This is a genomic window from Vibrio sp. 10N, from assembly GCF_036245475.1.
Classification (GTDB): Bacteria; Pseudomonadota; Gammaproteobacteria; order Enterobacterales; family Vibrionaceae; genus Vibrio.
In genome coordinates, this window is record NZ_BTPM01000001.1 from 1,495,218 (window position 1) to 1,519,073 (window position 23,856).

The following is a 23,856-nucleotide window of genomic DNA, read 5'->3' on the forward strand; positions in this document are numbered from 1 at the left end:
TAACAAAAGCTCACATGAAATCTTTAGAATATGACAGGCATCAAACAAAAAACTGGAAGAAAAAAACAATTGACCGAAAAATGGTCACTGTTTGCCAGTTTCTAGCGCAATTTTACCGTATCACTCCCACAAAACAGAAAGAAAGTTTCATAAGTGCGAGAGTGAGATAGATTTCATATGCGTGAGCATGCGTTACCTTAGTTGCAAATTTGCTCCGCTAAGGTGTTAAGGGCTGACATTAAGGCTGATGCAGATTGTGCGATTTGTCGCTGCTCGTCAAGTATGTTACCCAGTACTTCCGTTGATGTGAGAGGGTTAGCCAGTACAACTCGGAAAACAATGGTATCACGTTCAGACCAACGAATAGGGTTCAGTTGGGTACGTGAGACAAACGACAAGCCAGTTTCACGTTGCCTTTTCTGAACAAACTTGGTGAGCTGGTTTAGGAGATCATGCAGCTCATCTTTTTGGCTTTCTGAAGCGATCGCCAAGGCTTGTTTGACATTGTCAGGAACGTAGCGGTAGGTAAGTAAGCATAATTCCGGTTTACTGACCAACTCAAAATCGCTTTGCTTGTCGATGAGGTCAGCGAAATAGCGTGCTTTTTCAATGCTCTGGTTTATAAGCAGTTCATAACCCGGTCTGCTGATAATGTGCATGGCAGCATATACCAACATCGCCATTCCAGAGCGGGAGCCCTCAAGCGTGTGTCGTCCTAGATCTTTCGACCCCTTACGTAAGATATATTGAGCATGATGTTGAATGCTCTTCATTGCTTGCGGATCTTTGAACAGCACCATACCAGCACCCATAGGGATATAGAGCTGCTTGTGTGCATCTATAGTCACTGAGTCCGCCAGTTCAATTCCGTCGAGGATAGAGCGGTATTTGTCTGACATGAGGGTTGCGCCACCCCATGCTGCATCAACGTGGAAATGACACGACTCTTGTGCGCAAATGTCCGCAATCTCACGCAGTGGATCGACGTTGCCTGTTTCCGTCGTACCCGCAACACCGATAACGGCAAACGGATGGATCTTTTGCTGTTTGAGTTCGACGAACTTTTGTTTGAGATCGACAGGGCAAATGCGGTTGTATTCATCAGTTTTGACCGCCACCAAACCTTGTTGCCCGATGCCGAGTAGGTCAGCGGCTTTCTTAAGCGAATAGTGACCACGCTCAGAGACCAAGATAGCTAGTCCTTCATAGCCATAATGCTTCATGGCTTTAAACAGACCCTGTTTTTCAACACCTTGGAACTCACCCTCTGCTTTTAATGCGCGGTTGCGTGCAACCCAAAGCGCGGTGATGTTAGCAATGGTACCGCCCGAGCAAAATGCACCTAGGGAATGTTCTGAGCTATGCATCCACGTATTGTAGAATGGCTCCGACTCGGAATAGATCAGCTTATGAAGCATGCCGAGGACTTGACGTTCAAGTGGAGTGAATGCTTTCGATGTCTCAATTTTCACCAAGTTCTGGTTTAGCGCGATCATGATTTTTGATAGTGGCATCAAAAAGTAGGGCAGCGCAGAGGTCATATGACCGATGAAGCTTGGAGAAGAGGTATGTACTGAATGCGAAACCAGGGTATCTAATAGATGTTCAGTATGTGCAGACACGAACTCTGGCTGTTCGGGAATGGTGGCACTAGAGAAGTCTTTTTCTATTTCGTGAAGGGGTTTTTCTTCAGCAACAATATGCTCTCGCAAAAACTGGTTCAAGTTTTTGGATAAACTGTCTTCAATTTGGGTCAGCGTAGAGTCAGGTCCTTCTGGGATAGTGAATATTCGAAGGAGGCTCTCAAAGCTGACATCAGCAATTTTTTGCTCAGATACCATATCGTTATCTACTATTATTCCGTTACTGCAAGCGGCACAATCTAAACCAAATGGGCGAAAATGTCTTGCAAAAAAGTGGCACAGTCCCGATTTTTTGCCGCGCCAAAAGGCATTATTACGCTAATTGGTTACTTAGAATGCAAAAAGCTGACATAACAGCCAGCTTTTTGTGTATCGGCATACGCTACCTAAATTATAGATAAAGTTAACAGGCCGCGTTATGACTGTTGAGTGCAAAGCACTATTGGCAGTCGATGCCTTCTACTTTTTGAATCGATTGGTTATAGCGATTTAAAGCCGTTTCGATTTTTTTGGGATGGCTGAGTAGGTCAGCAAACGCACTGCGTAGCTCGTAGTTTTGTGGGTGTGGTGCCGCTTGTCTATCAGCGAAGCTCTTAGCCGCCATTTGACCCAATTTATCATCGCGCTGTGAAAGAGCTTTGACATCCTGTTGCTCGAGTTGCAGCCAAGTTTCTACGGATTGTTCTGTGGCTACTTTTGCCGGTTCATTACTCAGGTAGTAGTGCACGGCTTCTCGATTGAGTTCAAAGTGGTGCTTGCGACCCTCTAAAAACCATTGGCTGACTTCATCAAGATCTGGATATTCGTTAGTGGTCATTTGTGCCAAGTCTTGATACCACTGGATTGACGCGTCGATGTACGCATCGTATTTAGTGGCTTGGCATTGTGTTACATCGGCAGACATTGCGCCAAATGAGGTGCCAATCAGTGCGGCAGCAGTGAGCCAGTTTTTCATTATTATTTCCTTTGGTGGGCTAACGAGAGTTGGTTCTTATAATTGTACCCAAGCCACTCACATGTTGCGGCGACTTGGGCTATATTCGCAAGCAAGAATACAGCAATAGACAGCGTTTTCCTGAGATCTACCCTGCAAGAGAAACAAAAAACAGGATTAAAACCGGTACCAGCAAGCTCAAAATGAAACCACTGACGATAGCGATAGGAACACACCGTACGCCGCCACTGCTCTGAATGATAGGCAGCGTAAAGTCCATTGCGGTCGCGCCAGCATAGCCGATAGCGGTACAAGGGCGCTTACCAATTAACATCGGTATCATCACCAATGCGACCAGCTCGCGCAAAAGCTCAATCATAAAAGAAGCACCGCCGTATACAGGGCCAAATGCATCACCAATCAAAATGCCTGCGAGAGAGTACCAACCAAAACCAGACGCTATGGCGAGGCCTTTGTATGGAGAGATATCGAGGATAAGCGCGCCAATCAAGCCACCAACCATCGAGCTTGCCACGATAACCGCAGCGATAGTCATACCTTGCTTATTGACCAGGATTTGTTTCAGCGTCAAACCGCTATTGCGAAGTTGGATACCAATAAAGAGCAGCAGAATGATTAAGATCCACTCGCTGGCAGTCTCTACCCAACCCAGACCGATGGGAAGTAAAAGCCCAAGCAGTAACCCCGAGCCTACGACCGCAATCAGCTTGACGGACTCCATTGCCATAGAAGAAAGTGGTAACTGATTTTTCAACTGCTCAGTTTGTAATGGCATGACTTTGTCGATTAAAGGCAGGCAAAGCAGATTGCAGCCTCCTATGACAACGAAAAATGTCGCGGTGACGGAAATAATTGTCTTAAAGTTACTGCCGAAGTTGTCCAGAGCGGCGAGGCTGAGTCCCATTAGAAATAAGATGACATAGATAAGCCAAGACGTTGCTCGGTTGATGGCATCGAGTTTTTCAGTATTCGAAATGGGAAATAGGTAGCCAATAAATAGCGGCGTAAAAATAAACAACATCCCTGAAAACATCGCGTGTAGCCTCTTTTGTTATCCTTAATGATCGCCGCTATTGGCTGGAGGTGGTATTACATGCCTGTAGAATGCATGACTTCAGCAATTTTGTTTTGGAAGTCTTGCTCGCTCAGTGAAGTTAACTGATACATGACATCTGCGCCATCAACGTTGATCTCTACCTCGTGCTCTTCAAGAGCATCATGGTCTTGCTTACGGAATAGCAAGATATGATTGGCAATGCGGGCAACGTCGAGATAGGAGACTTCAGGGCGTTCAATTTGCTTCACTTGGTTTGAGGCCACTTCGATAAAATCGCGGTCGAAGCCCCAGGTATTGAGGACCTGCTCACTGGTTAAGGCACAGCGAGATTGGAAAATCTGCATCGCAAGATCAGGATTTAAGTAATTGCCTTTTTCAAGGTACAGATGATATTCGTTAACCAAGCAAAATAGGCCAATGTCTGCGAGAAAACCGACTAACAAGGCTTTGTCTTGTTCAAGGTGTGCATATTGTTCACTTGAGATCTCGTGAAACCTTCTTGTCACTAATACCATTACTGCTGCGAGTTCACGCGAAACAGTCGCGCTGTTGACCAGTACTTCATGGCATTCATCAGATAGGTGAACCGAGTGCTTGAGAAGCTCGATAGATTGAGCTGTGACAATATCACGGACGCGGTAGATGCCCAGACGCGACACCGCTGTGTTGAGATCATTACAGGTAATGTTGCGACGGTTAAAAATGACCGAGTTGGCAACTTTTAGTACTGTTGCTGCTAGGCCAGGATCTTCGAGTAGGCATTCGGCGATATCGGCAATACCTGTCTCTTCTTCATTACAAAGGGCTTGTATCTTCAGTACGACTTCAGAGATGGGTGGGAGAGAAATCTTCCCAGTATTGATTGATTGCTCGACTAAGTCTGCAAATTCCGTTTCGAGGCTTTCGATGAACAGCTGTTGGTTCTCTGGTAGCCAATAAAAAGATAAGTGGTTCATAAATATTCGAGAGGTTAAGCGATGGAGTCAGTGTACCTGCGTGGGTCTGCAATTGACAATAAGATTAGCGAGATAAATTGACGTCGGCTAACCGATTGCTGTTTAGAACATCATTCGATTGCATAATCGTGTGCAATTTGTTGTGTATGGTTATAGTTGTGAAGTGACTCGCAAAACTATTTCTGCCAACTCGCACAACTGTGACATTGAGCCAGACTTAATTTGCAATGTGAACTATTATAAAAACATATAAAAAAGCACGGCATTTTATACCAATGTAGATTGACCGAGCTGATAATAAATTTGATTTTTTTAGCTGCTATTTCTGGTGATCGATTAATCGGGGTAAAGATTAAGGATCAAAGGAAATGATAGAGCAATCTTTTTACGACTACACGACTCAATTTGGCGAATCGCAAAAACGTTCGATGTTTGGTGGCACTGGGCTCTTCAAGGACGGCGCTATGTATGCATTGATTAGTAATGATAAAGTGTTCATCCGAGGAGGGAAGGGCTTGGATGCCAAGCTTCATGACCTCCAGTGTGAGAAATTTCGTCATGTGAAAAAACAATCAACAGCAACGGTGAACTATTACGACGTAACCAACTTATTTGAACAAAAAGCGCCAGTGCTTGACGATTTAGTGCGAAACTCAATCGAAAACTCCGTTGACCAACACTGCAGTAAGCATTCGGTAGAAAATCGCCGATTAAGGGATCTACCTAATATGCAGCTCACGCTAGAGCGTATGGTGAAGAAGTCGGGTATTCAAGATGTAAAAACCTTCTTGGAATTGGGTGCTCCGCGAGTGTTTAATCGAGTTAAGCGCACATACGGCAATGACGTAGATGTGAAATTACTGTGGAAATTTGCTGGAGCGGTAGATGGTGTGCATTGGAAGCTCATTCAAGACCCGATGAAGCAGCGCTTATTAGAGCATTGTTCAAAAATAGACCAGTAATTGAGTAGTGTAATCAGTTGAAACAAAAAGAGGCCTCGGTGGCCTCTTTTTTGATCTTCTGTTCTAGAGCGCGGTTAAACGGTACGTATTAGAATGCGAAGCGGGCAGTGAACATGAGTTGGTCACCATAGATATGGTTAATACGACCTTCAAGACCTAGTGAGAATAGCTCTGTAGAGTGGAAACGGCCATAGATTGAACCCATCCAGCGGTCTTTGTCACCGACGTTTAGATAACCTGCTTTACCACCGATTTCTAGTTGTGGACCAAGCCATTGGCGTACACCAAGGTTTACTTCCATACCTGTGTCAGTTTTGTGGTGGTCGCCGCTGTCGTGAATGTGAGCAAGCATTTCACCAGTAAAGTCAGCCCAGTTGTTAACTGGAGCGTGGAAGCCTACACCACCAGAGAAGTCGTAGTCGCCTTCAAATTTCGAGTCGATACTACCAACGATGTGAGCATTTGGGTGAATCGACTTACTGATAGCCGCACCAAACGTCATTGGACTGGCACCAATTCGAGCTTCTGCGTAATCGTAATTGAAGTTACTCATTGTAGCTCGTTGCTCTTCTTGGTTTGCAAATGCTTGCTGCGAAGTGATAACCATCAGAGCAGCTAATAGAGTTTTGCGCATAGTGTCTCTAAACCTTTTTGTTTGAACTTAATTCCATGACCATAAGAGTGCACGTCGCAAGATGCTTATGGCAACTTAAAGTATCTGGCTATGATAAATCAATTTCCCCTTGTGTCTCCAACAAAAAGTGCCTTTATCGGGGCCAAAACCCCAAAAATTGACAATGCCTTACATATTTCAACCAATATCGGCATGTTATGTAAGGAAATCGTAATAAAAAAGGGAGCTAACGAGCTGATAACTCTCTATTGCAGGGCGATTTATTTAACCAGTTTGACAATAACAGCGGCTATTCACCAAAGTTGATCCGATTGTCCGAGATAGCATTGAAAATTCGCTCGGTATCCAACACTCTTGCCCAAGGCATCAAATCGCGGCTGTTGGCGATCATATAGTCGGTCAGTTGTTGTTTCACTACCGCTCGAAGCTCTTCACCTTTCCATGGCTTACTAATGTAAAAATCGAGGCAGGCGTGATTGACGGCTTCGATGGTATCTTCATGTCCCGCTTGCCCTGTCAACAGGACTTTTTTGCATGACTTTGCGTGCTCATCTTCGCTTAGCTCGATGAGGAAGCTCACGCCTGTTTGTTCTGGCATGATATGGTCACAAAGAATCAAAGCCAGTCTGGCACCGTCGCGCGCATGTTCGGCAATGACTTCGCGCGCTTCATCCACTGATTCGGCACCTTCAACAATAAAATGGTCCTCAAAATCATCCAGATCCTGCAACACACTATCCAGTACCTCACGCTCGTCATCGACGCATAAAATTAGATATTCAGTCATAGTGGTGCTCCTTGATGAGTTCTTGTTGTGTAACGGGAATGTATACGGCCATGTTGGTGTACTTGCCAACTTCTGATGTCGCTTCTATCCACCCTTTATGTTGAGCCAATATTTGCTGGCAGATAGACAGGCCAATGCCTAAGCCAAAGTTGCCTTCGCGCTTGGTGGTGTAGTTGAGTTCAAAAATACAGTCTAATTGCGCTGGTGGAATGCCGCAGCCATCGTCGATGAACTCGAAGCAGTTATATTGAAGATCATCTCGAGAAACTTGGCTGCTACGGATCGTTAGTTGTCCTTTTTCGGGGAGAGCATCAAGTGCATTGGATACTAAATTAGTCCACACCTGTTGCAAGGCGATAGGCTTACAAAAAATCGCAGGCAATGAGCCATACTCTTTGATGACATTATGTCGCTTAAGGCGGTTTTCAAAGATCACTAAGGTGTCTTCAATTCCTTCATGCAGGTCGACAAGTTCATAAGACTCGTTGTCTTGTCTTGAGTAGCCTTTGAGGCTTTTGACCATATCGGCAATTCGCTGCGCGCACACTTGGATAGAACGCAGCGTCGTACCTGTCGCTTGAAAACGCTCCAGTTTGGTTAAGGTTTCCGCTAGACTATCGGGATCACTTTTCGCTTGTTTGAGTAGGGAGCTGTGATTATGTAAATCAAGACTGACAAGTCGTTTTGCCAAGCGTCTGTCACCAATGGTTTCATTCAGCACTTTGGCCCGCAGCCTTAATTCTGACGTTGATAAAGGGGATGACAGCCTGGACTGTTTGAGTACCTCTAAACCAATATCGAACGTGTTAGCATCGTGATTGGTATTCAGTATGGCATCTACTTTTGTCGACAATGTCTCGGCACCACGCAAAATGGCGGAAACCGGGTTGTTAAGTTCGTGAGCCACCCCTGCGACAAGTTGTCCCAACATGGCCATTTTTTCTTGCTCGATCAGTTGTTGGTGCGCTGTTTCTAGCGATTCCAACGTTTTTTGCAGTTCGAGTTTAGTATTAATACTTCGCTGCAGGCGACGATTAAAGTGGCGTAGCAGTAAGTTAGTAAACAGCGGTAGTAGGTCGGTATTCGAATGCATGACTTGTGTAAAGACATTGCGATCGAGTTTCACGACTTTGGTCGGGGTTAACGTCATAGCCGTCGAGAATGAATGCTCGCCAGTAACAAAAGACATGCCGCCAACAATACCGCCGCGGCTGTGTCTGACAACCTCTCGCTGCTGGCCGATATCGTCTTTCTTGTACAGAGCAACGTGGCCTTCAACAATAAACCACAGAAACTGATTGGACATGCCTTCCGCAGTAAGAAGATGCTCAGCGGAATACTCGCGCACTGCACGGGTTTCATCTTTTTCGGCAAAAAACGCCAGTAGGGCTTCTATAACTTGTATCGCAAGCTCGTTGTCGGACAGCTCATGGAAATCATGAATAAAGCTAGCGCGATAGGAATGCATTTTGTTTTCGATATGGGCGCGCAGTATTTTTTGCTGATCGAGCACTTTCCCAAAGTCGAGCAACTGGTCTTTCTCATGGTGAATCACATACTGAGTGAGTTCCTTTACCACGGTTTTATGCAAGCTTACCTGCTCAATAGGATAGGTCAGGCAATGATCAAGCCGCCCTTCATTCACAGCGTTTAAGATGGCTTGAATATCATAAGAGTCAGTTTTGCTGATCAGGATTTTACGTGCTGATTGCGCGTGCGCAGTTTGCTCAAGTTGGACCAAGAACTCACCACCATCAAACAGACGGCTGTGACGGGCGATCACCATTGCGAGATGCTGACCTTGTCGGCCGATCTGTTGCACAAGCTCATACCCCTCTTGAATGGAGGTCGCGAGGTGAATATCGAAATGCGACTGATACAAGGATAGCTCGGTGTCGAGTTTGTCGAGATTGGCGAAATCGCTATCTAAGCACAGTACCGCGTATCGGTTGGTTTTCGTCATTGATGCCCTGGTTTTTCACGTCGGATGTGAATTTAATATATCAATAAAAAGCAGAGGGTTATGAGAAGTAGGTATGAGATTGGAGATCCAAGCGAGTTGAGTTAGACTGAATGAAATACACTTCACAATATGTTTAAGTTATCTCTATGAATCAACTAAAGAAGTATGGCGCTATTGGTGGTGCAGTGGCGTTGGTATTGTGTTGGCCATTGGCGGTCGGACACATTGGGCAAAAAGTCTTTGAAGACGGTGTGGCCCAACTTAATAACGAGGGCGTGAGTGCGGAGATAGTCTCCTATGATCGTAGCTACTTGTCATCGGTAGTGGAAACTCGTTATCAAGTTCAAGATCCCGTTTTAAAAGAGCAACTTGAAGTCGACGGCCTGCCCACTGAGCTGATAGTTAAAAGCGATATTAGTCATGGTTTGTTCAGTCTTTCTGCGAACTCGGTACTGACCAACTTCCCTGACTTTCCGCTTAATATGAAGACCGTCACTCAGCTCAATGGCAATACTGAGTTTGAGATGACCTTAGATAGCTGGAGCTATCAAGGTAATGATCAGCAGACGGTGAGTATGTCTGTCTCTCCATCGGTAGTAACAGGTACTGCAACCGTACTTGGACAAATGACCTTTCAAGCCAACATTCCTTCGATTCAACTTGATTTTGAAAATGGTGAACAGCTACGCATTACGGATATCGCAGGTAATGGCGTTGGTATTAAAGGGAACGGCTTTTGGCTAGGAGAACAGAGTGCATCGATGAAGCACTTTACTATCTTGGATGAGAACCACCAAAGCCTGTTCGATATCGATACTATGGGTTACACCTTTAAGTCATCGCTAAATTCAGAAACTGACCGTATCGATACACAGCACATTTTCGATATGACAGAGCTGACGTATCCAGAAGGGGGCCAGTTAAGCGATCTGAATATCGACTTCGCACTTAACTCGCTAGATAGAGCGTCGTTTGAAGGCTTGGTTGATATATACCAAGCCAATCCTTCTATGGCACAAGCTGATATCAATGCGGTTGCTCCATTGATTGAAACTTTATTCGCTCGTGGTTTTCAGGTGTCGATGAACGATATGCACTTCAAAATTGCCGAAGAAGAGTTTAAGTCTAAGTGGTTGGTAGAAGTGCCTGAAGGCACGGAAAATGTGTCACGCGATCCAAGTGTGGTGATGCCTGCTATTCAGGGCAATATGAATGCTTACATGTCGCAAGGAATGGTTAACGCACACCCGATGTTGGCTCAAGGTGTTGATGAACTTGTGGTCATGGATATGATTCAGCAAAAAGAAGCAGGTTATGAGTTGGATGCCAATATTGAGGCGGGTCAACTAGTGTTCGCTAATGGTCAGCGCATCCCGTTGATTGCACTCTTTCTGCCACTGCTAATGGGTCAGTCTATGGGGCAATAAGCTCGATTTGGCTAATTTTTCATCCGTCAAAAGAAAAGAGGCCATGTGCCTCTTTTCTTTCTTTTTATCTCTTTGAAAACGTGATATTACTGATGGCTCGATTAAGTATTTTGTTAGGAGTAATGGGGTCATGGAGCCGATGTCAGATAACGTATTCAATTTTAGTGCAGGACCAGCAGGGTTACCGCGCGACGTACTAAAGCAAGCGCAATCAGAGCTGCTTGATTGGAACGATTTGGGTACGTCGGTTATGGAGATCAGTCATCGAAGTAAGCCGTTTATTCAGGTGGCGGAAGAGGCTGAGCAAGATTTAAGAGATCTTCTCAACATCCCATCGAACTACAAGGTACTTTTCTGTCAGGGTGGCGCACGCGCGCAATTCTCGGCGGTGCCATTAAATCTACTTGGTAGTAAGCAAAAAGCCACTTACATTGATGCGGGATATTGGGCACAAAGCGCGGTAGAGGAAGCTCAAAAATACTGTACACCTATCGTGCATCAAGCAAAGACTGAAATTGACGGTAAAGTTGCGGTGCAGCCAGTGAGTGAATGGGTCATTGATCCTGAGTCGGCGTATGTGCACTTTTGTCCAAACGAAACCATTGATGGTATCGAGATTAACGAGTTGCCACAGACGGACTTACCGATTGTTGCGGATATGTCTTCGACCATTTTGTCGCGTGAAATTGACGTGAGCAAATATGGTGTGATCTACGCTGGCGCTCAGAAGAACATTGGTCCTGCGGGCATTTGTATCGCAATCGTACGTGACGATTTACTGGACCTTGCCAACGAGATGTTGCCAACTTTCCTAAACTACAAAGTTCTGGCAGAAAAAGAGTCGATGTACAACACGCCACCAACATTTGCTTGGTACCTATCTGGATTGGTCTTTAAATGGCTCAAGGGGCTAGGCGGTGTTAAGGCTATTGAGCGTATTAACCGTGAAAAGGCCGCCATTCTTTATGACTATATTGATGCTTCACCGTTTTACAAAAACCAAGTGCATGTGGATAACCGTTCACTGATGAATGTACCGTTCCAGTTGGCAAAACCAGAGTTGGATGCGAAATTCTTGGAGCTGGCGGACGAACGTGGTCTTCGCGCCCTAAAAGGGCACCGCGCAGTGGGTGGAATGCGTGCATCAATTTATAATGCGATGCCTATTGAAGGCGTGAAAGCGCTGGTCGCATTTATGAAAGAATTCGAGCAACAGTACGCTTAATTCACGAAAGACCTTATCTATGCAATAAAAGCCGCGTTTTAACGCGGCTTTTCTATTTTGCTCAACAAACTTAGCTTATCTTTTCCATAAAATATCCGATATCTATTTGGTCACGGAACATGCGACTATTCATACTCTTAATAGACATTCAGAGTTATGCTGAATGTAGGCGAGTTGTTGGAAAACACTATGGATATATTGATTCTTTTTGGCCTAATAGCGCTCAACGGTTTGTTTGCCATGTCGGAAATTGCGTTGGTGGCAGCGAAAGGCAGCAGACTGCGTACGCTAGCTGAGCAGCATAGGGCGGCGCAGGTGGCGCTCAAACTCAAAGATGATCCCACCATTTTTCTCTCTACTATCCAAATCGGGATTACTGCCATCGGTATTCTAAGTGGCATTTGGGGTGAGGCAGTATTATCTGCTCCTATCATGCACTGGTTAGTCAGTGTTGGCATGGAGCAAGAGTTAGCCAGCTTGTTGGCGACAACAGGGGTAGTATTACTTATTACCTATTTTGCGATTGTTGTTGGGGAGTTGGTACCAAAACGTGTCGCACAAAATAATGCTGAACGCATTGCGGTTATTGTTGCCTATCCAATCCACGGATTGTCTATTGCCACTAAGCCGTTTGTGTTGTTGCTGACGCTATCGACCAATCTGATGCTAAAACTGCTTGGACAAAACAGTGGTAATGGTGACGCTGTCACAGAGGAGGATATCGTTGCTCTTGTTAAAGAAGGATCAGAATCCGGGGTGATTGAACATCAAGAGCAAGAGATGATCGCCAACTTGCTTCAGCTTAATGATCGAATGGCGACTTCGTTAATGACACCAAGATGCGATATTCATTATCTCGATATTGAGCAACCATTGGCGCAAATCCTTAAAGATCTCCGTCAAACCAAACACTCGGTATGGCCTGTATGTCGTGGAGGGTTAGACAACCTTATCGGCACTATCTCGTCTAAAGTGCTACTTGATGAGTACAGTGAACTGTCGATTGGCCGTTTGGTAAAACTGCTACGCAAACCTAAGTTCGTACCAGAATCGATGAAAGGATTGCCCCTGCTTAGTTACATGCAGCAAACCAGCAGTGAAATGACTTTTCTGGTAGATGAATATGGGGATATTCAAGGTCTAGTGACTCACCATGATTTGCTCACGTCTATTGCGGGTGAGTTGGCTATGACGACTCAGCATATCTGGGCACGAAAGTGCAGAGATGGTAGCTGGCAATTGGATGGGCTCATTCCAATTGCTGTGTTCAAAAGTAAGTTAAATATCAATGATCTAGAAGGTGAGGACACCGAAGGTTATCAAACCTTAAATGGTTTCTTAACTTGGCTTGCTGGACGTTTACCGGCGGAAGGAGAGGCTATTTATTATCAGCGGTTTGTGTTTGAGGTCATGGCGGTGAAAAACAATCGCATTACGCAAGTGAAAGTGCATGAAGTGGTGCTGGAACAAGAGAGCGAGCACTAAAACCTGAGACGATTGAAACAAAAAGCCCTGCAAGTATCGAACTGTGCAGGGCTTTTCTATTTAGGCGAACGGATTACAAAGTTTGGTGCAGTTGGAAGTATCGACCTTTACGACTGAGCAGTTCAGTATGATGGCCGAGCTCAAGTATTTCACCATCTTCGAGTAAACATACCTGATCGAACGATTCAAGACTCACCAAGCGGTGGGTAATAAACACCACTGTTTTACCTACAAACTGGCTCTCGAACAGCGCCATTATTTGTTGTTCGGTTTTCTTATCGAGTCCTTCTGTCGGTTCATCTAACAGCAGGATTGGTGCGTCATGAAGTAGGGCACGAGCAATACCAATACGTCGCTTTTCACCCCCTGATAGCTGGCGTCCACCTTCACCTAACCACGCATCTAAGCCAGTGTTCTCAGTTAAATGACCAAGGTCGACTTTGACCAGCGCAGCATTGAGCTCTTCATCACTGGCATTTGGTTTAGCCATGGATAGGTTGTCACGCAAGGTTCCATTGAGGACATCCACTTTTTGACTAACAACGCTGGTGGATTGACGAAGCTGAGCTTCGCTCCACGACTGAATATTCTCGCCAGCGAGTTCAATGGAACCTTTTTGGACATCCCAGTAACGTGTGATGAGCTGAAGTAGGGTTGATTTACCTGAACCTGTTTGACCTACGATGGCCAACTTGTGACCAGCAGGCACCTCTAACTCAATATCTCGAAGCGCCATTTGATTAGCACCAGGATAGCTAAAGCTGGCATTATTTAATTTAACTGAATAAGCGTTGCTATGCGTGACGTCTTGTTCAGGGAAAGTCACATCCGGTTTAGCGAGAATGACTTCGTTCAAACGTCGGGCTGAGGTGAGGGTTTGCCCCAAATATTGGAATGCACCAGCAATTGGCATAAGTAGTTCAAAACTGGCCATGGTGGCAAACGCCATCAAGGCGATCAGTGGATCTGGCTGATTACCGCCGACACCGTCTGCTGCCAGCCACAACATCAAAATAAGCAGCCAACCATTAGCAAGGATAAGCAAGCCTTGAGCAAGTCCGGAGATCTTCGCGTGAATAAACTGGTTCTTTAGCAGCTCATCCTGAGCACTCAGAATGGCTTGGCGATAGCGTGATTCAGCACCGAATAGAGTGAGTTCACTGTAGCCTTGTAACCAATCGAGAGTTTTGATCCTCAAAGCGGCTTTGTTGAGCGTAAGCGCTTGGCCGTTTCTCTTGCCGAGACGATAGAAAACCGTTGGCCAAATTAACAGTAGCAGCATCAGCAGTGCGCCAAGCGTCAAGCCAAGCGCGGCGTCAAACCAGCAAAGTACCGCGGTTAAACATAAGATGCCAAATGCGCCAACCACCATCGGGCTCACCAGTCGCAAATAAACATGATCCATAGCATCAACGTCGGCTACCAAACGGTTGAGCATGTCGGCATCACGAATGTTGACGGCTTTGCCAGGGATCAGCGGCGCCAGTTTCTTAAAGAAAAAGATGCGCAGATCGGTAAGTAGCTTAAAGGTGGCATTGTGACTCACTACTCGCTCACCCCAGCGACCAGCCGTTCTAGCCATAGCCGCACCACGAACCCCTGCACCGGGAAGCATGTAGTTAAAGGTTTCTCTAGCGATGGTCAAGCCAGCAACCGCAGAGGCCGAAATAAACCAACCAGAGAGCGTTAACAGGCCGATGGAAGCGAACAAGGTACAAAACGCCAACACCATACCAAGTGATAGACCAAACCAGTGCTTTTTATATAACTTCAAATAAGGGAGTAGGTCACGCATCTAGATTCCCCTTATCTTGGGCTTTGGCGGAGTGGTGTGCTGACAACATGGTTTGGAACAGACCAGACTGTTTAGCTAGCGCATCATAGTTGCCTTGCTGCTCAATTTGTCCTTGATTCATTACCAAGATGGTATCGACATCTTTAAGTTGAGAAAGCTGGTGAGTGACCATGAGGGTCGTTTTACCGGCCGTGGAAGCATGGAGGCCTTGAGTCACGAGACGTTCACTCTTCGCATCCAAACTTGCTGTGGGTTCATCAAGTAGCCAGAATCGGCCGTTTTGAACCATAGCGCGTGCCAATGCTAATCGCTGTGCTTGACCAACTGAGAGACCACCTGAGCGATCCGTTACTTGATAATTCAGACCATGCTTTTCGACAAACTCTGCAGAGAAAGAGGCCAGAAGTGCATCATTCACTTGCGTATCGCTAACGTTTGGATTACCCAAAGTCACGTTATCTAGAATGGAACCATGCAGTAGCATAGGGTTTTGGCCGACCCAACTAATGGCATCGCGCCATGTAGACTGGTCAACCTCTTTGAGTTCAATGCTGTTGACTTTGAGTGACCCTTGGTAAGGCAAAAAGCCCAAGATCGCATTGATTAGGCTAGTTTTACCTGCGCCGCTAGGGCCAACCAGTGCGGTTGCCTGATTAGCATCGAGAGTAAACGAAATAGGGCCGACCAGTTTAGTGCCATCTGGGCTAAAAACTTCTAGATCTTCCGCTTGAATGGTCATCGCTTGCTTAGCATCGAGCTTAGTGTCGCCGTTTGGCAGTGCGGGTACTTCAAGCTCTAGAAACTCGACTATGCTCTCTGCGGCGCCAACTGCTTGGGCTTTTGCGTGGTAAAAAGTGCCTAAGTCACGCAGAGGCTGATAAAACTCAGGTGCGAGAATTAAGATAAATAGACCTGCGAATAGCGTCACACCCAGACCATAGTGGCCAAAGTTCAGCTCACCGATATAGCTAAAGCCAAAATACACGGCGGTAATAGCAATAGAGATCGAGGTGAAAAACTCAAGAACAGCAGAAGAGAGGAACGCGAGACGCAGCACATCCATGGTGCGTTTACGAAAGACTTCTGAAGCGCCATGCAGCACTTCGGTTTCTGCTTTGGTGCGGTTGAATAGGCGGATTGTCGTCATCGACTGTAAACGGTCATAAAAGTGACCTGATAAGCGTTGCAGCGCCTTGAAGTTCTTGCGGTTGGCATCTGCCGCTTTCATCCCCACCAGCGCCATAAACATAGGAACTAAAGGCGCTGTTACTAAGAAAATAAGTCCCGCCGCCCAGTTGATAGGGAAGACAACAATCAAGATGATAAAGGGAACAGCCACCGCGAGAGACATCTGTGGAAGGTACTTAGAGAAGAAATCTTGCATTTCTTCTACTTGCTCAAGAACCAGTGTTGCCCAGGTTCCTGCGGGTTTACCTTTGATGTAGCTAGGACCAAGCTGTCTTAGCTTATCGAGTATGAGCTGACGAATATAAATTCGGACTTGTTCACCACATTTGAAGCCAGCAATTTCTCTGCCCCATGCACAAGCTGCGCGGCCGGCAACGGCGACCATTAGGCCAGCAAAATGTGGGATCAGTTCGTGCTTATCGACGTGATCGATAATGAGTTGATGAAGAATCGTAGCGATCAGTGCGGCTTGCGCAAGAAGGAACAGACTTGAAAGAACGCCGAGCCCTATTGCAATCATAAGCCAGCGTTTGGCGAGCTTACTTTGCTGTTTGAGCCACTTATTCAAGCTCCGTTGTTTTTTCTTATCCATGTAGAAGGCTTAATGAGTATTATTATTAGTAGAACCAGCGATTATACAAAAAGAAACCCAGAGGGGGTACCTATGGGTTTTCAATTTTCGATATTGGTATGCTGATAGGAGATGAGAACGACTTATGACTCATCCGCGTCTAGGAATCGCTCCGCATCCAACGCAGCCATACAGCCTGTACCCGCAGAGGTAATGGCTTGGCGATAGTTATGATCCATCACATCACCTGCAGCATAAATACCAGGAATGCTGGTTTGCGTTGCGTTGCCATTAAGGCCTGATTGCACCACGATGTAACCGTTATTCATCTCTAACTGGCCTTCAAAAAGCGCGGTGTTTGGTTGGTGACCAATCGCAATAAATGCACCCATCACATCAACCGTTTCGATGAGATCGGATTGGGTGTCTTTAATACGAACGCCTGTCACACCCATATCATCACCGACCACTTCTTCAAGAGTACGGTCAGTGTGAAGGATGATGTTGCCATTTTCGACTTTATCCATTAAGCGCTTCACTAAGATCTTTTCTGCGCGGAAGCTGTCACGGCGATGCACCAAGTGTACTTCTGATGCGATATTGGAAAGATACAGTGCTTCTTCAACGGCTGTGTTGCCACCACCAACGACCGCAACCTTTTGGTTACGGTAGAAGAAACCATCACAAGTGGCACACGCAGATACGCCGCGGCCTTTGAATGCTTCTTCAGAGTCCAGGCCCAAGTATTTCGCTGATGCACCAGTAGAGATGATAACGGCATCTGCGGTGTAGCTTTGGCTGTCACCAAAAAGCTTGAAAGGGCGTTCGCTAAAATCCACTTTATTGATGTGATCGAAGATAATTTCGGTGTCGAATTTCTCTGCATGAGCTTGCATGCGCTCCATGAGTAGAGGGCCAGTCAAACCTTCCGCATCACCAGGCCAGTTTTCGACTTCAGTGGTTGTTGTTAGCTGTCCACCTTGCTGCATACCAGTCACTAATACAGGTTCAAGGTTAGCGCGAGCCGCATAAACTGCAGCGGTATAACCAGCAGGGCCTGAACCTAAGATCAGCAGTTTACAGTGTTTTGTGTCAGCCATAGTTTTATCTCACTTTCTCAATTCTTATCAACATCAGCAATGGATGTCGCTTTGCTACCTAATATATTGGGGTTAGGGGGTAGGAATCAACACTAGATTTGCGTTGTCTGTTGTTATTTTGCTCACTCAGCTCGATAAACGCGGTTAGGCGGTACGGATTATCTCTAATTTGGGAAGTAGCCTTTATTTCGCTGTGGTTTAACTGCCTGTCATATCTAGTTTTGATAGTGTTTTACACTGAGAGTTGTCGTAAAGGTTCATCGTAAGGTACATAACTCTTGGCGGTCGTTTTACACGGAAATTTCACCTAGTGATGTGTTCTGTATTTTTGAGTGTCCAATATCTGTGTTTGGTGTTAGGTTCTGATTATTTTAATTAATTTAGATTATTGTTTCTTATTGCCATGTAATTTGGATTTAAGTGCTGTAAAAAGTTGATCTCGCAGAATGTTTGGTATTTAATGGGTTTGTGAATGAAATGTAAACAAAAAGATGTTGCAGCATAACAAGGAAAGGAGTCAATGATGCTACACACCAGTGAAAGTACCTTACATCTTACTAGTCTCAGTGGCCGCGCTATTGAGCAGCTTGCGCCAACATTTTCCACCCTACCCAACACTCAGCATGCGGATGGACAATATCGTTTACGCCGCTACTCGGTCATACAACATCTTGATGGAAAGATCGTCGATACGGGTGCGAGCAGCTTTGTACAGTCAGAGCACTATAACCACTTTCAAGGGGATGTAGTGAGGCAGTTTGAACCTGTTCTTGAATCGACGCTACAAAGCGATGCGATGGGTGAGCTGGTGTCTTTGTTTGTGGCGACGAATGGCTTACCTAATGGACAAGAGATTGAGATTCACCAGATCCGTATCGCGGCGGTCTATGATGAAACCGAAGTCGCACCGGAAGGTGTGCACCAAGATGGGTTTGATCATATTGCGCTTGTCGGGGTAGGTCGTCAGAACATCAGTGGTGGTGAAATCATGCTCTACAACAACCATGATGAAGCGCCGTTTTTCAAGAAAGTACTTGTTGATGGTGAAGTGGCAATTCTAGACGATGCGCGTTTGTGGCATAACGCCAAGCCTATTCGCTGCGTCGATGAGCAGAGCGAAGGTTACATGGATGTATTTGTATTGACTGCAAAGGGAGCAAAACATGCACTTCACTCCTGATGAAGCGCGCCGTCAGTTCACGGCTCTAAATCAAAAACACAATGATAAACCAGTGGTATTTTTGGATGGCCCGGGCGGGTCACAAGTACCTCAGAGTGTGTTGCGTGCGATGAATGAGTATCTTGGTGCTTACAACTCTAATCTTGGCGGGCATTATTTTTCCAGCAAGCACACAGTTGAGCTAGTCGGGCTAGCAAGAGCTTGTGGTCGTGATTTCGTGAATGCGCCGAGTGCAGACAATATTGTGTTTGGCGCTAATATGACATCGCTGACCTTTCAGTTGAGCCGTGCGATTGCTAGAGAGTGGCGCGAGGGCGATGAAGTGATTGTCACTGCGCTCGATCACTATTCAAACGTCTCTAGCTGGGAGCAAGCGGCAGAAGATAGAGGTGCAGTCGTTAAACAAGCGAAGGTGAATACTCAGGATTGTTCGATGGACTTGGAGCATTTTGAATCTTTGCTATCAACTAAAACCAAGCTGGTTGCGGTAACGTATGCCTCAAACACCACAGGTACGATTACCGATATCAAACGTATTGTTGAGTTGGCGAAGCAATACGATGCGGCGGTTTATGTTGATGCGGTGCATTATGCACCTCACAACCTTATTGATGTACAAGCGTTAGGTTGCGACTTTTTGGTTTGCTCAGCTTACAAATTCTTTGGCCCCCATTTGGGAGTGGCATACATCAGCTCTGATTGGTTGCAGACACTAAGACCTTATAAAGTTGAACCAGCAACAGACATTGGCCCCGGAAGGTTTGAAACGGGTACGCAGAGTTTTGAGGCGCTAGCAGGTTTTATCGCTGCGGTAGAGTACTTGGCATCTTGGGGTGAGGGTACATCACTTCGAGCGCAGCTAACGAGTGCGTTTGAAGCGATGGGTAAACATGAAGAGCTATTGAGTCGCTACTTTTTGCAACGTTTGTCTCAAGCCGAGGGCTTAACACTCTACGGTAGTCAAGAAAGCAGCCATACAGTGAGAACTCCAACGTTTGCCCTGCGTTCAAATACACACACGCCAGAGCAGCTCGCGAGGGCACTCGGTGAGCAGAACATCTGTGTCTGGAATGGTCACTTTTATGCTCTAGGTCTTGTTAGACAACTTGAGTTAGAGGAGAAAGGGGGCGTGTTGAGAGTTGGCTTTATGCACTACAACACCTTAGAAGAAGTCGACTATTTCTTTGATGCACTCGAATCCCTTTAAACGTCCCTAGAAAACAGCCCGCAATATGCGGGCTGTTTGATTTGAATGTGACTACTAGGCGTCGGCACTCACTTCTACTTCATAAGAAGTGAACTTACGAATGTTAATCACACCAGTATCTAGAATGAGATATTGGCCTTTAATGCCCTGAAGAACGCCGCTTACAACCGGCTCTTTATCAAAGTTATGTGACGTTATTTTCGTTGGATGCTGCTCAACTGGATAGCTCAGTGGCGTGATAGCTTCGTCAAGCACTTCAATCGCGTCATCACCATATTGAGCACGAATTTCGTCAATTTTATCTGCGACCAATGGCAGTAGTTGCTGAGCACGTTCAACCAGCTCAATAGGTTCACCATCTTGTTTCAGTAGCGTACGCCAGTTGGTTTTATCTGCGATGTGCTTAGCTAATTCCACTTCAATCAAACCTGAGATGTGGCGCGTTTTCACTTTAAGAATAGGCAAACCTTGCGTTGCACCTTGGTCAATCCAACGTGTTGGGATTTGCGTGTGGCGCGTAATACCCACTTTTAAACTAGACGTGTTAGATAAGTAAACAAAGTGGTCAACCATGCAGTTTTCTTCACCCCACTCAGGCTCGCGACACGTGCCCGCATCGTAATGGCAGGTTTCTGGTTTCATGATACACATGTCACAGCTGGCAAGTTTTTTCATACACACAAAGCAGTGACCCTGAGAATAACTCTTCTTGGTCTTCTTACCGCAAGATGAACAAAAGATGTTGCCCGTATGGGTTAGGGTAATGGATTTCCCCATCAATGGAGTCAGAGCGATTTCTTCATCGCCAACCGGAAGGCGGTACTGAACGGTTGAGTCGAGGGAAGCGCGCATTTTAGATAGCGTTCCCGAGGCTAATAGTGACATGACATTACTCTTTTCGTTGTTTTGCTCAGTTTAACAAAATAGAGCCATTGGGTCTTTGTAAACATTAATAAAATGGAGTGTGCCAGTAGGTGGTTGCGTGTCCTTTAGCCTTTGCGCGGTACATCGCTTGGTCAGCAACCTTAATTAGATCCTTCGCGTTGGTGGACGACTCTGGGTACACAGCGACCCCAATACTTAACGACAGGTCATACCCAGAGAGCTTTTCCGAACGCACTAGACTATGTGTGGATTGATGTAGCTTGCTGCAAATAGAGTGAATCACATCCAACTGTTTAAGGTTGGATAGCACGACAATGAACTCATCTCCACCATAGCGGCAAACAAGATCACTTGAACGCAGGTTTTTTGACAGTAGCTGGGCAACCCCTTTAAGAAACTTGTCACCCACATCATGCCCTTCTTTGTCATTTACCTGCTTGAAATTGTTGATGTCGATAAACAGCAAAGCGAAGTGAAGCTGATTTATTCGATGGTGGTTGACTTCACTTTCGAGTTTTTCATAAAAATCTTTTCGATTGGGAAGGTTGGTTAGATCATCGAGACGAGCCATTTCTTGAAATTTCTGTTCGGAGTTCTTTAACTGCACATAGTGTGCATTTAAGTTACTTTGTAGGTAATTGAGTGCGCGTGTTAAATCCCCGATTTCATCCTGAGCATCGTATTTATATGGTGTGCTTTTTTCTAGGGTAATACGTTTTGCAAATCTGGCGATATTAGTTAGGGGAATCGTGATAAATCGAAATAGAGAAAAAGAGAGGACACTAACGATAGCAATCAGAGTTAATGAAGTGAGCCCAAGTGCTTTTGCCGTTTTGTCCATCCACATTCCGCCGATAGTGTCTTTTTGCTGTAGACCTAGAATGTATTCAGTTGACGTGCTGTGAATCTTAAATATCGCCGGCAGGAAGTATGCGTACTGAAGTCGCTCGCTCTGTTCTCCACCATCTATTTCAAAAAAGGTCGCTTGGTTCTCTTCGATAGTCGGTTTGGCTTCGGGGTGATCGATTTGTAGCTTTTCAATCTTTCCTTTTACAAAAGCAAATTGCTTTTCACTGTTGGGGTGTAACAAGTAGCTACCATCGGTATTGGCAATGGTCAACATAGTAGGGTTGGACAATAGTTGTGTTGCACCTTTAAGTAGCCTTTCTACATCGATGGCAATGAGGAGTGACAGCCCTTGGTCGTTGTTTTTCGTCAACGGATAAACAATGAAAATGAATGGCTTAGGATCTGGGTAGGAAATTCTATCGTAGTGAGTTGTTACCGACGAGACATAGACTGACCCCTTAGATGCTGCAGTGGCCTCGATAAAGATTGGTATGTGCGATAGAGAGTTAAGCTGACTGCGGCTCGCCCGCACAATGTTTCCCGTATTGTCTCGTTCAACGCGAACCAACTCTTGTGCGATAGGCATGCGGCTAACGATCGAGATGCTGGAAAAACTTGGGTTGTTATTGAGAAAAGGGTGCACTGTAGTGGCGAGTTGTGCTGCGCCAGAATTGGTTTTTACTTGTTCTCGAACGAGAGAAACGAGCGTTTCGTTGACGCGCTCTATGTCTTTCAGTTTTTCTTGCAAAGAGCGATACGCAATGTTGGTACTTTGTGCCATCCGCTCTTCAATATTTTTGATGAGCAATGTTTGTGAGCCTTGATAGCTAAGCCAGGCTATGGCGAAGAAAAACACCAACAGAGAACCGGTTAAAGCGAGGCTTATTTTCGTGGAGAGTCTCATGGAGTGAACCTCTCGATATGTTTTAGCACTGCAGAAAGGGACTTTCCGCTATAGACAGCATCCCACATAGCTTCGCGCTTACTTCCTGATTCTACAGGTGACAGCCATATGAGCTTCTCCTGGCTTGTTTGTTGAGAGAATTGCCCCAAAGAGCTTTGCAGACCATGTCGATCAATCAAGTTTCGCTGAACCCAAGGCTCCAAAAGAAAGTCAATCCAAAGATGAGCAAGGTCGGAGTGAGTAGAGTCAGCTAGAATTGCCCAACAATCTACCCATGCAAGAGCCCCCTCATCGGGAATAATGTAGCCGACATTCGCTCCACTGTTCCGTAATGCGTTGAACTGCTGGTGGCCATAATTGGCGAACATAAGTGATAGCTCGAACTTGTTAAAAAGCTCGGTTGCTTCATCTACTGAGGCGTAGAAGGTCAGTGCGTTTTCTCGAAGTGTTATTAATTGTTCAGCAATTTGTTTGTCATGTTGACTTGAGATCTGAAAAGGGTCTGGTAACCCAAGAGAGATAGCCGCGAGACTGACATTATGTGTACCACCATCATATCCAAGGACCTTGTCCTGATATATCAGAGACCAAAGTGCACTCCAGGTTCTTGGTGGCTGCCCAATACGATCCTTATTATAAATTAAGCCCATAGAAGAAAAAGTATAGGGAATGCCGTATACGTCATTGCTGAAAGAGGTTTCTGGATTGCTTGAGAGAGGAGTGAACTGTTCACTAAGCCACTTTAAATTGCTTATCTCACTAGTATCAATGGGCCTTACTTTGAACAGTTTTATATAACGCCTTAGTTCCGCTGAATTTAGCGCTACTATATCATATTGTTTATTCGAATCTTCGATATGGCTGCGTAATTCTCGATCATTATTAATATATGTAATTTCCACATCAATACGATGTTTTGTTTTAAATGCAGTTACCACATCCTGGTCTGTATATCCATGCCACGATAGAACTTTCAATGTGTTCTTTGAGTTCACATTTGGTGAAATAGTTATTGATATGCACAATAATAGTGCAGTTAATAAGGTTTTCATTGAGTACCTACAGCAAAACAACAGATTCAAT

19 protein-coding genes are annotated in these 23,856 nt (G+C 45.5%); 6 read left to right on the forward strand and 13 right to left on the reverse strand.

Annotated features, from left to right (window positions below; genetic code table 11):
• Positions 1 to 197 precede the first annotated feature (197 nt).
• From panP to AAA946_RS07020, 4 genes are all read right to left on the reverse strand, one after another.
• Positions 198 to 1,841: a pyridoxal-dependent aspartate 1-decarboxylase PanP gene (panP, locus tag AAA946_RS07005; RefSeq protein ID WP_338164213.1), complete on the reverse strand. Its 1,644-nt coding sequence runs from the start codon at positions 1,839 to 1,841 to the stop codon at positions 198 to 200.
• Positions 1,842 to 2,082: 241 nt separating this feature from the next.
• Positions 2,083 to 2,598: a hypothetical protein gene (locus tag AAA946_RS07010; protein ID WP_445206063.1), complete on the reverse strand. Its 516-nt coding sequence runs from the start codon at positions 2,596 to 2,598 to the stop codon at positions 2,083 to 2,085.
• Between the two features lie 127 nt (positions 2,599 to 2,725).
• The gene (locus tag AAA946_RS07015) at positions 2,726 to 3,631 is read right to left on the reverse strand and encodes a lysine exporter LysO family protein (protein ID WP_338164214.1); all 906 of its coding nucleotides are present in this window, start codon (positions 3,629 to 3,631) and stop codon (positions 2,726 to 2,728) included.
• Between the two features lie 56 nt (positions 3,632 to 3,687).
• Complete coding sequence (locus AAA946_RS07020; protein ID WP_338164215.1) at positions 3,688 to 4,611, reverse strand: HDOD domain-containing protein; 924 nt, start codon at positions 4,609 to 4,611, stop codon at positions 3,688 to 3,690.
• A 368-nt stretch (positions 4,612 to 4,979) separates the two neighbouring features.
• Here AAA946_RS07020 and AAA946_RS07025 point away from each other — a divergent pair, with 368 nt between their 5' ends.
• Positions 4,980 to 5,573 (forward strand): TfoX/Sxy family DNA transformation protein, encoded by a 594-nt coding sequence (locus tag AAA946_RS07025; protein WP_338164216.1) that lies wholly within the window; start codon positions 4,980 to 4,982, stop codon positions 5,571 to 5,573.
• Between the two features lie 88 nt (positions 5,574 to 5,661).
• Here AAA946_RS07025 and AAA946_RS07030 read toward each other — a convergent pair whose 3' ends face one another.
• The 3 genes from AAA946_RS07030 to AAA946_RS07040 form a co-directional block, all read right to left on the reverse strand.
• Entirely contained in the window at positions 5,662 to 6,207 is a 546-nt protein-coding gene (locus AAA946_RS07030; protein ID WP_338164217.1) for a hypothetical protein, read from the reverse strand.
• A gap of 289 nt (positions 6,208 to 6,496) precedes the next feature.
• Positions 6,497 to 6,994, reverse strand: a complete 498-nt coding sequence (locus tag AAA946_RS07035) for a response regulator (protein WP_338164218.1) — start codon at positions 6,992 to 6,994, stop codon at positions 6,497 to 6,499.
• Positions 6,987 to 8,957 carry an ATP-binding protein gene (locus AAA946_RS07040; RefSeq protein WP_338164219.1) on the reverse strand — a complete coding sequence of 657 codons (1,971 nt, stop codon included), beginning with the start codon at positions 8,955 to 8,957 and terminating at the stop codon, positions 6,987 to 6,989. The genes AAA946_RS07035 and AAA946_RS07040 overlap by 8 nt, the downstream gene beginning before the upstream one ends.
• 146 nt (positions 8,958 to 9,103) lie before the next feature.
• On the opposite strand from AAA946_RS07040, the gene AAA946_RS07045 reads away from it, so the two are divergent.
• The 3 genes from AAA946_RS07045 to AAA946_RS07055 all read left to right on the forward strand — a co-directional run bounded on the left by AAA946_RS07045 (position 9,104) and on the right by AAA946_RS07055 (position 13,094).
• Entirely contained in the window at positions 9,104 to 10,384 is a 1,281-nt protein-coding gene (locus AAA946_RS07045; RefSeq protein ID WP_338164220.1) for a DUF945 family protein, read from the forward strand.
• A gap of 130 nt (positions 10,385 to 10,514) precedes the next feature.
• Positions 10,515 to 11,609, forward strand: a complete 1,095-nt coding sequence (serC, locus tag AAA946_RS07050) for a 3-phosphoserine/phosphohydroxythreonine transaminase (protein ID WP_338164221.1) — start codon at positions 10,515 to 10,517, stop codon at positions 11,607 to 11,609.
• Positions 11,610 to 11,798: 189 nt separating this feature from the next.
• Entirely contained in the window at positions 11,799 to 13,094 is a 1,296-nt protein-coding gene (locus AAA946_RS07055; protein WP_338164222.1) for a hemolysin family protein, read from the forward strand.
• A gap of 73 nt (positions 13,095 to 13,167) precedes the next feature.
• On the opposite strand, the gene cydC is transcribed toward AAA946_RS07055, so the two are convergent.
• From cydC to trxB, 3 genes are all read right to left on the reverse strand, one after another.
• Complete coding sequence (gene cydC / locus AAA946_RS07060) at positions 13,168 to 14,889, reverse strand: heme ABC transporter ATP-binding protein/permease CydC (RefSeq protein ID WP_338164223.1); 1,722 nt, start codon at positions 14,887 to 14,889, stop codon at positions 13,168 to 13,170.
• On the reverse strand, positions 14,882 to 16,669 hold the full coding sequence (gene cydD / locus AAA946_RS07065) for a heme ABC transporter permease/ATP-binding protein CydD (RefSeq protein ID WP_338164224.1): 1,788 nt from the start codon (positions 16,667 to 16,669) through the stop codon (positions 14,882 to 14,884). Before cydD ends, cydC begins: the two co-directional genes overlap by 8 nt.
• Before the next feature lie 122 nt (positions 16,670 to 16,791).
• Positions 16,792 to 17,748, reverse strand: a complete 957-nt coding sequence (trxB, locus tag AAA946_RS07070; protein WP_338164225.1) for a thioredoxin-disulfide reductase — start codon at positions 17,746 to 17,748, stop codon at positions 16,792 to 16,794.
• Between the two features lie 523 nt (positions 17,749 to 18,271).
• On the opposite strand from trxB, the gene AAA946_RS07075 reads away from it, so the two are divergent.
• Both AAA946_RS07075 and AAA946_RS07080 read left to right on the forward strand, forming a co-directional pair.
• Positions 18,272 to 18,928, forward strand: coding sequence for a 2OG-Fe dioxygenase family protein (locus AAA946_RS07075; RefSeq protein ID WP_338165789.1), 657 nt, complete (start codon positions 18,272 to 18,274; stop codon positions 18,926 to 18,928).
• Positions 18,912 to 20,135 (forward strand): cysteine desulfurase-like protein, encoded by a 1,224-nt coding sequence (locus AAA946_RS07080; protein ID WP_338164226.1) that lies wholly within the window; start codon positions 18,912 to 18,914, stop codon positions 20,133 to 20,135. Before AAA946_RS07075 ends, AAA946_RS07080 begins: the two co-directional genes overlap by 17 nt.
• 54 nt (positions 20,136 to 20,189) lie before the next feature.
• Here the strand turns inward: AAA946_RS07080 and AAA946_RS07085 are convergent, their stop codons facing one another.
• The 3 genes from AAA946_RS07085 to AAA946_RS07095 form a co-directional block, all read right to left on the reverse strand.
• Complete coding sequence (locus AAA946_RS07085) at positions 20,190 to 21,020, reverse strand: DUF2797 domain-containing protein (protein WP_338164227.1); 831 nt, start codon at positions 21,018 to 21,020, stop codon at positions 20,190 to 20,192.
• Positions 21,021 to 21,084: 64 nt separating this feature from the next.
• On the reverse strand, positions 21,085 to 22,773 hold the full coding sequence (locus AAA946_RS07090) for a sensor domain-containing diguanylate cyclase (RefSeq protein WP_338164228.1): 1,689 nt from the start codon (positions 22,771 to 22,773) through the stop codon (positions 21,085 to 21,087).
• Complete coding sequence (locus AAA946_RS07095; RefSeq protein ID WP_338164229.1) at positions 22,770 to 23,825, reverse strand: ABC transporter substrate-binding protein; 1,056 nt, start codon at positions 23,823 to 23,825, stop codon at positions 22,770 to 22,772. Before AAA946_RS07095 ends, AAA946_RS07090 begins: the two co-directional genes overlap by 4 nt.
• Between the last annotated feature and the right edge of the window lie 31 nt (positions 23,826 to 23,856).